This window comes from Pseudomonas fluorescens (genome assembly GCF_902497745.1).
Classification (GTDB): Bacteria; Pseudomonadota; Gammaproteobacteria; order Pseudomonadales; family Pseudomonadaceae; genus Aquipseudomonas; species Aquipseudomonas fluorescens_BM.
This window is the reverse complement of the sequence record NZ_CABVHJ010000013.1, coordinates 21194-35545: the sequence shown is the minus strand read 5'-3', so window position 1 is coordinate 35545 and position 14352 is coordinate 21194. Positions and strand designations below refer to the sequence as shown.

General features: G+C 58.2%; 13 protein-coding genes. 3 read left to right on the top strand and 10 right to left on the bottom strand.

Annotated features, from left to right (window positions below):
* Positions 1-7: 7 nt before the first annotated feature.
* Entirely contained in the window at positions 8-1006 is a 999-nt protein-coding gene (nagZ, locus tag F8N44_RS20055; protein WP_191630931.1) for a beta-N-acetylhexosaminidase, read from the bottom strand.
* A 170-nt stretch (positions 1007-1176) separates the two neighbouring features.
* Entirely contained in the window at positions 1177-1884 is a 708-nt protein-coding gene (locus tag F8N44_RS20050; protein WP_007910473.1) for a TetR/AcrR family transcriptional regulator, read from the bottom strand.
* A gap of 229 nt (positions 1885-2113) precedes the next feature.
* Between F8N44_RS20050 and lexA the strand changes: the two genes are divergently transcribed.
* Positions 2114-2722, top strand: coding sequence for a transcriptional repressor LexA (lexA, locus tag F8N44_RS20045; protein ID WP_016775490.1), 609 nt, complete (start codon positions 2114-2116; stop codon positions 2720-2722).
* A gap of 11 nt (positions 2723-2733) precedes the next feature.
* Positions 2734-3207 (top strand): SOS-induced cell division inhibitor SulA, encoded by a 474-nt coding sequence (gene sulA, locus F8N44_RS20040; RefSeq protein WP_150651513.1) that lies wholly within the window; start codon positions 2734-2736, stop codon positions 3205-3207.
* A 94-nt stretch (positions 3208-3301) separates the two neighbouring features.
* Here the strand turns inward: sulA and F8N44_RS20035 are convergent, their stop codons facing one another.
* From F8N44_RS20035 to F8N44_RS20000, 7 genes are all read right to left on the bottom strand, one after another.
* Entirely contained in the window at positions 3302-3535 is a 234-nt protein-coding gene (locus F8N44_RS20035; RefSeq protein ID WP_003226592.1) for a hypothetical protein, read from the bottom strand.
* Between the two features lie 106 nt (positions 3536-3641).
* Positions 3642-4166 carry a DUF6586 family protein gene (locus F8N44_RS20030; protein WP_150651512.1) on the bottom strand — a complete coding sequence of 175 codons (525 nt, stop codon included), beginning with the start codon at positions 4164-4166 and terminating at the stop codon, positions 3642-3644.
* 143 nt (positions 4167-4309) lie between these two features.
* Positions 4310-6940, bottom strand: coding sequence for a type I DNA topoisomerase (topA, locus tag F8N44_RS20025; protein WP_150651511.1), 2631 nt, complete (start codon positions 6938-6940; stop codon positions 4310-4312).
* Positions 6941-7054: 114 nt separating this feature from the next.
* Positions 7055-7291 (bottom strand): DUF1653 domain-containing protein, encoded by a 237-nt coding sequence (locus tag F8N44_RS20020; RefSeq protein ID WP_150651510.1) that lies wholly within the window; start codon positions 7289-7291, stop codon positions 7055-7057.
* Between the two features lie 98 nt (positions 7292-7389).
* A complete protein-coding gene (fadA, locus tag F8N44_RS20015; RefSeq protein WP_007910465.1) occupies positions 7390-8565 on the bottom strand; it encodes an acetyl-CoA C-acyltransferase FadA in 1176 nt (391 codons plus the stop codon).
* 29 nt (positions 8566-8594) lie between these two features.
* Positions 8595-10742 (bottom strand): fatty acid oxidation complex subunit alpha FadB, encoded by a 2148-nt coding sequence (gene fadB / locus F8N44_RS20010; protein WP_150651509.1) that lies wholly within the window; start codon positions 10740-10742, stop codon positions 8595-8597.
* Between the two features lie 517 nt (positions 10743-11259).
* The gene (locus tag F8N44_RS20000; protein ID WP_150651508.1) at positions 11260-11697 is read right to left on the bottom strand and encodes a hypothetical protein; all 438 of its coding nucleotides are present in this window, start codon (positions 11695-11697) and stop codon (positions 11260-11262) included.
* 103 nt (positions 11698-11800) lie between these two features.
* Here F8N44_RS20000 and F8N44_RS19995 point away from each other — a divergent pair, with 103 nt between their 5' ends.
* Positions 11801-12238 (top strand): universal stress protein, encoded by a 438-nt coding sequence (locus tag F8N44_RS19995; protein ID WP_150651507.1) that lies wholly within the window; start codon positions 11801-11803, stop codon positions 12236-12238.
* Between the two features lie 174 nt (positions 12239-12412).
* Here F8N44_RS19995 and F8N44_RS19990 read toward each other — a convergent pair whose 3' ends face one another.
* Complete coding sequence (locus tag F8N44_RS19990; RefSeq protein WP_150651506.1) at positions 12413-14335, bottom strand: ATP-binding cassette domain-containing protein; 1923 nt, start codon at positions 14333-14335, stop codon at positions 12413-12415.
* Between the last annotated feature and the right edge of the window lie 17 nt (positions 14336-14352).

Genomic DNA, 14352 nt, shown 5'->3' with positions numbered 1-14352 from the left:
AAAATCCTTAATCGATCAGTTGAGCGTCTTTGAGCGCGCCGATAGCGGTGAGCCAGCGCGGATCCTGACGGTAGTCGGTGCTGGCGAATGCCTGGCCGCGCATGCGGGCGATACGGGCGGACGGCTTGACCTTCATCCGTTGCGCGGCGCACAGGGCCAGCTCGGCAGCGGCGCGGTCGTTGCACACCAGGCCCATGTCGCAACCGGCAGTCAGTGCGGCTTCGATGCGGCTGGCGGCGTCGCCGACCACATGGGCGCCGGCCATCGACAGATCGTCGCTGAAGATCACGCCGTCAAACTGCAATTCGCCGCGCAGGATGTCCTGCAACCAGCGGCGGGAGAAGCCGGCAGGCTGCGAATCCACCTGTGGATAGATGACGTGCGCTGGCATGATCGCGGCCAGTTGCTTGCTGAGTCTGGCGAACGGCACGAGGTCGTTGGCGCGGATTTCGTCGAGACTGCGCTCGTCGTTGGGGATCGCGACATGGGAATCCGCTTCTGCCCAGCCGTGGCCAGGGAAGTGTTTGCCGGTGGCCGCCATGCCGGCGCTGTTCATGCCGCGAATGAACGCTCCGGCGAGCAGTGCCGCGCGCTCGGGATCACCTTCGAACGAACGGGTGCCAACGACGGCGCTGCGCTGGTAATCCAGATCGAGTACAGGGGCAAAACTCAAGTCGAGCCCGACCGCCAGCACTTCAGTCGCCATAATCCAGCCGCATTGCTCGGCGAGGTATTCGGCGTTCGGGTTGTCGGCGATGGCACGCATGGCCGGCAGACGCACAAAACCTTGGCGCAGGCGCTGTACGCGACCGCCCTCCTGATCCACCGCCAGCAGCAGATCCGGACGAATCGCACGAATCGCGGCGCTGAGCTCACGCACCTGGCGCGGATGCTCAATGTTACGCGCGAAAATAATCAGGCCGCCCACTTCGGGCTGGCGCAACAATTGGCGATCTTCGGCCGTCAGCCATGTACCGGCGACGTCCACCATCAACGAGCCTTGCAGGCCAGCAGTCATAGAGATTCCTTGAAAACGAAAAACCCGATCCGCAGCAAATCGCTACCGTGAGCCATGCTCGGCAGGTTGGCGATTTCTATAGAGATCGGGTTCAGAACGAGAGTCGGCATGGGCGGCTAGCTTAGCGGATACAAGCTGCCGCGCCCACCCGTGCGCGGTTAAACCTTGGCGGCGACCGGCGTTGATTTGCTGCGCGGACGCAGTTGCGCGGTAGCCATGGCGGCATCAGTGACGCCGGTTTCGGCACGCATGCCCGCAGCAAGGAACGGCACCATCAGGCGCATCACTTGCTCGATGGAGGTGTTGACGCCGAAATCGGTTTCGGCAATTGCGCGCAAAGCCTTGATCCCGGACATGCTGAACGCGGCAGCACCGAGCATGAAGTGCACGCGCCAGAACAACTCGATCGGCGGAATGCGTGGCGCGGCTTCGTTGACCAGCAGCATGTAGCGACGGAACACTTTGCCGTACATGTCTTCCAGATAACGACGCAAATGGCCCTGGCTCTGGCTGAACGCGAGGCCGAGCAGGCGCATGAAGATCGACAGGTCATTGCCGCTGCGTGGCTGCACCACGAGGGCTTGTTCGACAAGGATTTCCAGCAGTTCTTCGAGCGTCGGCTTGTTTTCAGGCTTGGCCTGACGGCGCTCCAGCTCTTTGTCGAGGCTGATGCAGAACGGCCCGAGGAAGCGCGAAAACACCGCCTGGATCAGGGCTTTCTTCGAACCGAAATGATAGTTCACTGCTGCCAGGTTGACGCCAGCCTTGCTGGTGATCAAACGCAATGAGGTTTCAGCGAAACCTTTCTCCGCGAACAACTGCTCGGCAGCATCAAGAATGCGTTCAACGGTTTCCGACTGGGCCATGGCTACTCCGCCTGACAAACACTTGTTTGAAACATACGTTTCAGCCTGTGCCTTGTCAAGCCTGCCGGTTCGTTTTGGGAATGGTCGGTCAGCTATTTAACCACACAAGGCCGACGCTTTAATAAACGCTTCTTCCGACCGTCCGGCGGCAGGCAAAAAAACGGGCATTGCCAAGGGCGCTTCACTGTATATAATCCCAGTCACTGTATAAAAAGACAGAGCGATCAATATGCTAAAGCTGACGCCACGCCAAGCCGAGATTCTGGCCTTTATCAAACGCTGCCTCGAAGACAACGGCTACCCGCCAACCCGTGCGGAAATCGCTCAGGAACTGGGTTTCAAGTCGCCGAACGCGGCTGAAGAGCATCTCAAGGCACTGGCCCGAAAAGGCGCCATCGAGATGACACCTGGCGCTTCGCGCGGTATTCGCATCCCTGGCTTCGAAGCCAAGGCAGACGACTCTACCCTGCCGATCATTGGCCGGGTCGCTGCCGGCGCGCCAATCCTCGCCCAGCAACACATAGAAGAATCCTGCAACATCAATCCGACCTTCTTTCATCCGCGCGCTGACTATCTGTTGCGCGTACACGGCATGAGCATGAAGGACATCGGCATCTTCGACGGTGACCTGCTGGCGGTCCACACCACACGTGAAGCGCGCAATGGCCAGGTTGTCGTTGCCCGCATCGGCGACGAAGTGACGGTCAAACGCTTCAAGCGTGAAGGCAGCAAAGTCTGGCTGATTGCCGAAAACCCCGAGTTCGCACCTATCGAAGTCGACCTGAAAGATCAGGAACTGGTGATCGAAGGCTTGAGTGTCGGCGTAATCCGCCGCTAAAAGGAGGCTTTATGCAGTTCCCACACACACCTCAGCAAACACAACTGCCATTATTCGAAGCGTTTCTGGCGCAACCGATGGCGCCGGCTCTGAAAGATGTGGTCGAGCGCCCGTGGAATGCCGAACCCGAAGTATTCAGTGAGCTGTCACTGCGGGGTGCTGCCGGGAACTGCCTGAACCTGCTAGCCCCGATCCTGCGCGAACTCAGTGAAGATCAGGATGCGCGCTGGCTGACGCTGATCGCTCCGCCTGCCAGCCTGACCCAAACCTGGTTGCGGGATGCCGGCCTGAACCGCGAACGCATTCTGCTGCTGCAACCACGGGGCACTCAAAGCGCTCAGCAACTGGCATGCGAAGCTCTACGATTGGGTCGCAGTCACACCGTCGTCACCTGGCTCAACCCGCTGAACGCGAATTCGCGGCAACAACTGATCAGCGCTGCACGCACGGGCGATGCTCAGAGCCTGAACATTCGTTTGGGTTGATTTTTAGTATCACGCGCTGTGTGAAGCGCAGGGCTTCTCCAAGGACAGAGAAGCCGATCTGAAGCGGTAACGTCAAAAAGTAAAAAGACGGGGATCAATGAAGAACCCGCGGCCCCTCTTCCTTATCAAACTCGCCCTCGACCATACGGCCGGCCATCTGCACGCCGACGCTCAACATCGCCTTGGCGATTTCCACATGCTGACCTTGCAGGAACGCCTTGGCATCCTCGGAGAAATCCAGCGTCACCAGAGAACCTTCGTCCTCGGCCCTGCGCAGCTCGATTCGGCCGTCTGGTAACTCGACAATTTCTAGAAAGGACGTTGGCATATAGGTCTGTTCTCCACGAAAGGCAGGGATTATATAGACATCATTCAGGCTTCGCTCGGGATCTTGACCAGCAGCATGTTTCAGATTGCCACCGTGTCAATTGCCCTCAGCACTCGTTCAAGCCTTCGCGAAAGCGAATCGCCAAGCCTTTCAGATTCTGCCGCCAGCTCTCCAACTCCTCTCGGCTCAACTCTTCGGGCGCTTCTTCTTCATCCAGATTAATCGCCTGAATCAACGGTTGCGTCACATCACCCTTCGGCTTGTGTGGCACGCGTGGCAGCTGAAACAGCGCCGAATGCGCTGCCAGCAGTTTTGCCAACCAGGTTTCAGAATTGCCCGCCAACTCAACCATTTCGGCCAGTTCGGGAATCGCAATCGACTCCAGTACTTCACGCGTCAGCAGCATCTCGGCCCGCGGCGCATTGGCCTGTGGCAGACGATAGAAACCCGCGATCTCATGGCAAAGCCCCAGCAAGGCGCCGTACAGGTGAAACAGCGCCGATTCACGCCCAGCCTGAATCAACGCCAGAGAATTCATCGCCCGCCCCTCTTCAGCGCGAGCCAAGGCTTCCAGCGACAGGCCGGCGAAATAGATCTTCTGGTTGGTGCGGGTATAGAGTTCGTGAGCCATGACGGCGCTCTCCACAACGAAATAATTGCTTCACACAGGCCGAACAGTGTCGTGGATCAGCCGATCCCACCGCAAGCACAAAACAAAAAGGCCGCATGAAAACCCGAGGGTTGTCATGCGGCCTTTCAGTATCGGGCTAACGCTTACTCGGCTTTGGCCTTCGTACGCTTGTCTTCAACCGTCCACTTACCACCGTCGAAGTACGCCTTCCAACCGGTAGGCTTGCCATCGACTTCGGTCTGAACGTACTGCTCCTTGGTCTTGCGGCTGTAGCGGATAACCGCTGGCAGACCATCAGGATCCTTCTTCGGTGCATCGCAGAGGAAGTGGTACTTCGGATCAATCTCGTCCTTGTGCGGCAGAATCTCGATCACCAGCGGAGCACGGGTCTCGCGGTTTTTCGGGAACTGACTGGCCGCCAGGAACAGACCGGACGCACCGTCACGCAGGATATAGGTGTCGTTGACCTTTTCGCATTTCAGCTCGGGCATCTTCACCGGATCCATCTTCGGCGGCGCTGCATCACCGCTTTTCAGCAGTTTGCGGGTGTTCTTGCACTCAGGGTTGGTGCAACCGAAGAACTTGCCGAAACGGCCAGTCTTGAGCTGCATCTCGCTGCCACACTTGTCGCATTCCAGGCTCGGACCTTCGTAGCCCTTGATGCGATAGCTGCCCTCTTCGATTTCGTAGCCAGCACAATCCGGGTTGTTACCGCAGATGTGCAGCTTGCGCTTCTCGTCGAGCAGATAAGCGTCCATCGCCGTGCTGCAGATCGGGCAACGATGCTTGCCGCGCAGAACCAGCGATTCCGACTCACCTTCGTCGTCCGCGGCGATTTCATCGCCCGGCACCAGATTGACGGTAGCCTTGCAGCGTTCTTTCGGCGGCAGGCTGTAACCGGAGCAACCGAGGAATACACCGGTCGACGCAGTACGAATCTGCATCGGACGACCACAAGTGGTGCACGGAATATCGGTCATCACCGGCTGGTTGGCACGCATGCCGCTGTCCGGATTTTCGGCCACTTCGAGTTTCTTTTTGAAGTCGCCGTAGAACTCGTCCAGCACGCTTTTCCAGTCGCGCTCGCCCTGCGCCACGTCATCGAGATTCTCTTCCATGCCGGCGGTGAAGCCGTAATCCATGAGGTTGGAGAAGCTTTCCGACAGACGTTCGGTGACGATATCGCCCATCTTTTCCGAATAGAAACGACGGTTGTGCAGGGTCACGTAGCCGCGATCCTGAATGGTCGAAATGATCGCAGCGTAAGTCGAAGGACGACCGATGCCGCGTTTTTCCATTTCCTTCACCAGACTGGCTTCCGAGTAACGCGCAGGTGGCTTGGTAAAGTGCTGCGACGGATCGAGCTTGATCAGCTTCATCACGTCGCCTTGCGCCATATCTGGCAGAACGTCGTCATCGCCCGGCTTGGCAATCTGCGGCATAACGCGGGTGTAACCGTCGAACTTGAGGATACGGCCCTTGGCACGCAGCTCGAAGTCGCCAGCACCTACACTGACGGTGGTCGACAAGTATTGCGCCGGCAGCATCTGGCAAGCGAGGAACTGACGCCAGATCAACTCGTAGAGACGCTCAGCGTCACGCTCCATGCCTGCCAGCTTGCTCGGAATGGTGTTGGCGTCAGACGGACGAATCGCTTCGTGAGCCTCTTGTGCGCCTTCCTTGCTGCTATAGACGTTCGGCGTTTCCGGCAGGTACTTCTTGCCGAACTCGTCTTCGATGTAAGTGCGCGCCATCGCCACGGCATCAGCCGAAAGATTGGTCGAGTCGGTACGCATGTAAGTGATGTAGCCAGCTTCGTACAGACGCTGGGCCATCATCATGGTTTTCTTCACGCCGAAGCCCAGACGGTTACTCGCAGCCTGTTGCAGGGTCGATGTGATGAACGGTGCCGAAGGCTTGCTGCTGGTCGGCTTGTCTTCGCGTTTGACGATGCTGTAGCTGGAAGACTTGAGCTTCTCCAGCGCAGCCATGGCCTGTGCTTCGTTGAGCGGCTTGAAGGCCTCGCCTTTCTCGCGAGCCACTTCGAAACGCACGGTCGAGCCTTTGGTGGTGCCGAGGTCGGCGTGCACTTCCCAGTACTCTTCCGGGTTGAACGCACGGATTTCGCGCTCGCGCTCAACGACTAGCTTCACGGCAACCGATTGCACGCGACCAGCGGACAGGCCACGAGCGATCTTCGCCCATAGCAGCGGCGAAACCATGTAGCCCACAACGCGGTCGAGGAAACGACGCGCCTGTTGAGCGTTGACACGGTCGATGTCCAGCTCGCCCGGTTCCGAGAAGGCTTCCTGAATCGCCTTTTTGGTGATTTCGTTGAACACCACGCGCTTGTAGCGGCTGTCGTCACCACCGATGGCTTCGCGCAGGTGCCAGGCAATGGCTTCCCCCTCGCGATCCAAGTCGGTTGCGAGATAGATGGTGTCAGCATCTTTGGCGAGCCGGCGCAGCTCTTCGATGACCTTCTCTTTACCGGGAAGGATCTCGTATTGGGCTTTCCAGCCATGATCGGGATCGACACCCATACGCGAGACCAGCTGCTTGCGCGCTTTCTCTTTCGGCGAGAGCACCGGACCTTCACCCGCAGCAGCCTTGCCGCGCTTGGCGGCTGGCTCTTTGCTGGCGCTAGCCGAACCGCTGGTGGGCAGGTCTCGGATATGGCCGATACTCGACTTCACCACGTATTGGTTACCCAGATACTTGTTGATGGTCTTGGCCTTAGCCGGGGATTCCACAATGACCAGCGATTTGCCCATGGATCAGAAAATTCCTGAATTCTAGAAGTGAAAGGCGGTTGGCGCCTGACGCGGCACCGCTATATATAGTTGATACAAGGTGAGGTCAAGCACAGGGTTCTGTGCGCACTCGCCTTATACCTTGGAAAAAAGGCTTGGTTCGGCTTGCACCAAAGCAAAGCGTGGCACCTGCTCGCCGTCAACCTCGACTGACTCGAGAAACATGCTCAGAGGGCGCACCCAAAAGCCGTAATCGCCATACAGGGCTTGGTAAAAGACCACTTCTTCTTCGGTCTCGGAATGCCGCGCAACACTGAATACGCGGTACTGCGGACCTTTGTAATGTTGGTAGAGCCCAGGTTGTATCGGCATGTGTTGGCCCTCACTCAAATTTTTTCAAAATAAAAACAAAATAAATCCACAAAAACAAAAACCGGGGCACTTGGCCCCGGCTTCCATCAACGAGACGCTTAGACGCGTTCGAAGACGGTGGAGATGCCTTGGCCGAGACCAATGCACATAGTGGCCACCCCGAAGGTGCCGCTATTCTGCTTCATCACGTTCAGCAAGGTGCCGGAAATTCGGGCACCAGAGCAACCGAACGGGTGACCCAGGGCGATCGCGCCGCCGTGCAGGTTAACCTTCTCGTTCATCTTGTCGAGCACTTTCAGATCTTTCAGCACTGGCAGAGCCTGTGCGGCGAAGGCTTCGTTAAGCTCGAAGAAGTCGATATCGTTGATACCAAGACCTGCGCGCTTCAGCGCTTTCTGTGTCGCCGGGACTGGACCATAGCCCATGATCGCCGGATCCACACCTGCCACTGCCATCGAACGGATAACCGCCATTGGCTGGATACCCAGATCCTGTGCGCGCTGCGCCGACATCACGATCATGCACGAAGCACCATCGGTGATCTGCGACGAAGTACCGGCAGTCACGGTGCCGCCCTTTGGATTGAAGGCAGGCTTGAGGGCCGCCAGACTTTCCAGGGTGGTTTCCGGACGAATGGTTTCGTCATAGTCGAACAGCTTCAGGAAACCGTTCTCGTCATAGCCCTGCATCGGGATGATTTCATCTTTGAACTTGCCTTCCACGGTTGCCTTGTGGGCCAACTGGTGGGAACGCACGCCAAAAGCGTCTTGCTGTTCGCGAGTGATGCCGTGCATTTTGCCCAGCATTTCAGCGGTCAGGCCCATCATGCCCGAGGCTTTTGCCGCGTACAGCGACATGTGCGGGTTTGGATCGACACCGTGCATCATGCTCACGTGGCCCATATGCTCGACGCCGCCAACCACGAACACGTCACCGTTGCCGGTCATGATCGCTTGTGCAGCGGTGTGCAGCGCGCTCATCGACGAGCCACACAGGCGGCTGACTGTCTGGCCGGCCGAGGTGTGCGGGATCTGGGTCATCAGCGACGCCATGCGCGCGATGTTCCAGCCCTGCTCCAGGGTCTGGTTGACGCAGCCCCAGATCACGTCCTCGACTTCAGCAGGATCGACCTTGGCGTTGCGTTCCAGCAATTTGCTGATCAGGTGCGCCGACATGTCTTCGGCGCGGGTGTTGCGGTGCATGCCGCCCTTGGAGCGGCCCATCGGAGTACGACCGAAGTCGACAATCACGACGTCTCTAGGATTCAAGCTCATAAGTTCACTCTCACTCTAGTTGGGGGCGCTTAACCGAAGAAGCTCTGGCCGTTTTTGGCCATTTCGCGCAGCTTCGCGGTCGGGTGGTACAGCGCGCCCAAATCAGCGTACTGGTCAGCCAGGGCAACGAACTCGGCAACACCGATCGAATCGATGTAGCGCAGCGCACCACCACGGAATGGAGGGAAACCGATACCGTAAACCAGACCCATGTCGGCTTCGGCGGCAGTTTCAACGATGCCGTCTTCCAGGCAACGCACGGTTTCCAGGCACAGCGGGATCATCATCCAGTTGATGATGTCTTCGTCAGTGACTTCGCGCTGCTCGTAAACGATCGGCTTGAGCACTTCCAGTACCGATGGATCGGCGACTTTCTTCTGCTTGCCTTTCTTGTCGGCCTCGTAGGCGTAGAAGCCCTTGCCGTTCTTCTGACCCAGGCGCTTGGCTTCGTACAGCACGTCGATGGCCGAACGACGGTCATCCTTCATGCGATCCGGGAAGCCTTCAGCCATTACGTCACGACCGTGGTGACCGGTGTCGATGCCGACCACGTCCATCAGGTATGCCGGGCCCATCGGCCAGCCGAATTTTTCCATGACCTTGTCGATACGGACGAAGTCCACACCGGCGCTGACAAGCTTGGCGAAACCGCCGAAGTACGGGAACAGTACGCGGTTGACCAGGAAGCCCGGGCAGTCGTTGACGACGATCGGGTTCTTGCCCATTTTCTTGGCGTAGGCAACGGTGGTGGCAACAGCCAGCTCACTCGACTTCTCGCCACGGATCACTTCCACCAGCGGCATCATGTGCACTGGGTTGAAGAAGTGCATGCCGACGAAGTTTTCCGGACGCTTGAGGGCCTTGGCCAGCAGGCTGATGGATATGGTCGAGGTGTTGGACGCGAGGATGGTGTCCTCTTTGACCTGAGCTTCGACTTCAGCCAGTACGGCTTGCTTGACCTTCGGGTTCTCGACCACAGCTTCGACAACCAGGTCGACGTGACCGAAGTCGCCGTAGGACAGGGTCGGACGAATGCCGTTGAGTACTTCAGCCATTTTCGCAGCGGTCATGCGACCTTTATCAACGCGGCCAACCAGCAGTTTGGCGGCTTCGGCCAGACCTTGCTCGATACCGTGCTCGTTGATGTCCTTCATCAGGATCGGCGTACCTTTGGAGGCCGACTGATAGGCGATACCGCCACCCATGATGCCGGCGCCGAGTACAGCGGCCTGCTTCACGTCTTTGGCGATTTCGTCGTAAGCCTTGGCCTTTTTCTTCAGTTCCTGATCGTTCAGGAACAGACCGATCAAGCTCTGCGCGGCAGAGGTCTTGGCCAGTTTGACGAAACCGGCGGCTTCGACTTCCAGCGCCTTGTCACGACCGAAGTTCGCGGCTTTCTGGATGGTTTTGATCGCTTCAACCGGCGCCGGATAGTTCGGGCCAGCCTGACCGGCGACGAAACCTTTGGCGGTTTCGAAAGCCATCATTTGTTCAATGGCGTTCAGCTTGAGTTTTTCAAGTTTCGGCTGACGCTTGGCCTTGAAGTCGAACTCGCCGGAGATGGCGCGCTTGATCAGCTCAATGGCAGCTTCCTGCAGCTTCTCAGGAGCAACCACAGCGTCGACGGCGCTGACTTTCAGGGCGTCTTCAGGGCGGTTTTCCTTACCGGATGCAATCCATTCGATGGCGTTGTCGACACCGATCAGACGCGGCAGACGCACGGTGCCGCCGAAGCCTGGGTAGATGCCCAGCTTGACTTCCGGCAGACCGATCTTGGCCTTGGTCGACATGACGCGATAGTCAGCCGCCAGGCACATTTCCAGACCGCCGCCCAGGGCGATGCCATTGATGGCCACTACGGTCGGAACGTTGAGGTCTTCGAAATCGCTGAAGATCTTGTTGGCTTCGAGATTGCCAGCAACCAGCTCGGCATCCGGCAGCTTGAAGTTGTCGACAAATTCGGTGATGTCGGCGCCGACGATGAACACGTCCTTGCCACTGCTGACGATCACGCCCTTGATCGAAGCATCTGCCTTGATGGTGTCTACGGCCTGACGCAGTTCGTTCAGGGTTAGACGGTTGAACTTGTTGACGGACTCACCCTTGAGGTCGAATTTCAATTCGACGATGCCACTTTCAAGAGCTTTAACCGTGATGGCTTTACCTTCGTAAATCATCAACTGATCTCCACGATATGGAAGCTGAACAGTACACGTCGGACGCAGGCGAATGGCTCGGCAGGACGTTTTTTCGTCGATGCTGACGCCAATCCACCCGGCACACCCGCCAACGCGATAGTCGGGATTCTGTAGGAGCAGTCTGTAAGACAAACGCTCAATTCATACGCCCGTTTGATTTGGGTACGTCACCTTCACGGAATTTCCAACAATTGTCAATCGCCCAAAATACGGGTTGAAATGCGACTTTGCGGTCATTTCCGTAAGACGAAGACCAGCAACACGCGTCTGCATGTGAAGCCATTCATAGAATCAATAGTTAGAAAAGTCGCCCTAATTCGCGGCAGCCCTTGTTTAAAGGGCTACGCTGGAGTGACTACACGGAGATGCGCTGACCGAGTCGACATCAAAAGATTTTCCGGCCTGCCTGGCCAACCCCGCCCGATGAATCATGTCGGGCTTTTTATTGCGCGTCTGCCAGACCTTCCCCACCATTGCAGTGGGAAAAGTCCGCGCCTCACGCCAGCGCTTTCAGAGTGGCGTCGATATCCTGCAAAACGCTGGCTTCGCCCTTCTCGCCCCAATACAACGCGATCATCTGCTTGTCTGCCTCGACCTTGAAAACGTTGCTCGGCAACTTTTCGAAATGATTGAGCAGCGCTTGATCCTCGCAGACTTCCTGCCACTGATTGACCCACACACCCGGCGATTTCTGCCAGTAGGTCCAGCAGACAGGCTGCTTGCTGCGACGTGGCCGATGATACTGCGCACACGGGTTAGGCGGCTCTTGCGCCAGCCAGTGTGGCCATTCCTGAGGCGCCAGCTGCATGGCCAGACCGATGCGTCGCGCCTCCATGCGCAGGGCGATGCGACCGCTTTGCGCGCGCGATGGCCGCAGCCACGCCAGCGGACTTAAAACCACCAGCAGGATTGACACCACTAACCAGACCGTCATATCTCTATTCCCAATTCTTGGTGAGCGCATTGTGTCACTTTGGAACCAATGCGCTTGAAACCAGCCATACTTAACAATATTGAACCGTCACGAGGAGCACCTCATGCCCTACACCCATATCCTGGTCGCCGTAGATCTGACCGAAGAGTGCGACCCTGTGATTCACCGCGCGCGCGAGCTGTCGGTGAGCAATAACGCCAAGCTGTCGCTGGTGCATATTGTCGAACCGATGGCCATGGCGTTCGGCGGCGACGTACCCATGGATCTGTCACAACTGCAACAACAGCAGTTCGATCAGGCCAAGGAACGTCTTGAGCGCTTGAAAGCCAAATATGCAGAACTTGAAGGTGCAAACTGCCACCTGACCTATGGCCAGCCTCGCCAGGAAATCCATCATTTCGCCAAGGAAAACACGTGCGATCTGATCGTGGTCGGCAGCCATGGCCGCCATGGTCTGGCGCTGTTGCTGGGTTCGACCGCCAATGACGTACTGCACGGCGCGCCTTGCGATGTACTGGCGGTACACCTGATCAAACGCTGAAGCACTGACCATTGTGGGAGCGAGCCTGCTCGCGAAGGCGTCGGCACATTCAGCATTAATGCCGCCTGACACACCGCATTCGCGAGCAGGCTCGCTCCCACATTGGGTCTCCACCCGCATATGAAAAGCCCGGCGCTCATCACTGAACGCCGGGCTTTTTCACATCAGGATCAATCAGGCATCCAGCTCGGCCCAACGCTCCATCAACGCATCCAGCTCAGCCTGCAACTGCTCCAGCGAAGCAATCACCTTGGCCGTTTCTGCCGCAGGGCGCTGATAGAAGCCAGCTTCAGCCATTTCGGCTTCTACCGCAGCAATCTGCTGTTCCTTGGTGTCGATATCGCCCGGCAACGCTTCCAGCTCGCGCTGCAGCTTGTAGCTCAGCTTCTTCTTGGCCGCCGGGGCAGCAGCGGCAGGTGCTGCAACTACAGCAGGCTCGGCAGTGACCACCGCCGAATTCAGGTCAGCCTTACCCGACTTGCTTTCAGTCACGCCCAACAGACGCGGCGAGCCGCCCTGACGAATCCAGTCCTGATAACCACCGACGTATTCACGCACCTTGCCTTCACCTTCGAAGACCAGGGTGCTGGTGACCACGTTGTCGAGGAATGCCCGGTCGTGGCTGACCATCAGCACGGTGCCGTTGAAGGTCAGCAGCACTTCTTCGAGCAGCTCAAGGGTTTCCACGTCGAGGTCGTTGGTCGGTTCGTCGAGGACCAGCAGGTTCGCCGGCTTGCTGAACAACTTGGCCAGCAACAGACGCGCACGCTCACCACCCGACAGCGCCTTGACCGGCGTGCGGGCACGCTGCGGGCTGAACAGGAAGTCACCGAGGTAGCTCAGCACGTGACGGCTCTGCCCGTCGATATCGATGAAATCGCGACCTTCGGCGACGTTATCGATCACGGTTTTTTCCAGATCCAGCTGATGACGCAGTTGGTCGAAGTACGCCACGTCGATCCGCGTGCCCTCTTCCACTTTGCCGCTGGTCGGTTGCAGACCGCTGAGCATCAGCTTCAGCAACGTGGTCTTGCCGGTACCGTTGGCGCCGAGCAGGCCGATACGGTCGCCGCGCGTCAGGACCATCGAGAAATCCTTGATCAGGAACGGGCCGCCCGGGTGAGCGAAACTCACGTTCTCGAGGACCATCACCTGCTTGCCGGACTTGTCGGCAGTGTCCAACTGAATGTTGGCCTTGCCGGTGCGCTCACGACGTTCGCTACGCTCGACGCGCAACGCTTTCAGGGCGCGGACGCGGCCTTCGTTGCGGGTGCGACGAGCCTTGATGCCTTGGCGGATCCAGACTTCTTCCTGGGCCAGTTTCTTGTCGAACAGCGCGTTGGCGGTTTCTTCAGCGGCCAGCGCGGCTTCTTTGTGCACGAGGAAACTGGCGTAGTCGCCGTTCCAGTCGATCAGGCCGCCGCGATCCAGTTCAAGAATGCGCGTGGCAAGGTTTTGCAGGAAGGAACGGTCGTGCGTGATGAACAGCACGGCGCCCTGGAAATCTTTCAGCGCTTCTTCGAGCCAGGCAATCGCACCGATGTCCAGGTGGTTGGTCGGTTCGTCGAGCAGCAGCAGATCCGGCTCGGACACCAGCGCCTGCGCCAGCAGCACGCGACGACGCCAGCCGCCGGACAACTGGGCGAGGGTCTTGTCGGCCGGCAGTTGCAGACGGCTCAAGGTGCTTTCGACCAGAGTCTGCAAACGCCAGCCATCACGGGCTTCGAGGTCTTGCTGAACGTGCATCAGCTTGTTCAGGTCTTCTTCAGTGACGCAGTTCTGCGCGAGGTGATGGTACTCGGCGAGCAACGCACCCACGCCATCAAGGCCTTCCGCGACCACGTCGAACACCGTCCGATCGTCGGCCACCGGCAATTCCTGCGGCAATTCGCCGATTTTCAGACCGGGGGCACGCCACACCGAGCCTTCATCGGGCTTCTGGTCGCCCTTGACCAGTTTCATCATGCTGGACTTGCCAGTGCCGTTGCGGCCGATGATGCACACCCGCTCACCACGGGCGATCTGCCAGGACACCTTGTCCAACAACGGCATAGCGCCGAACGCAAGGGACACATCGCTGAATTTGAGCAGGGTCATGAGCTTCTCCAAAAACC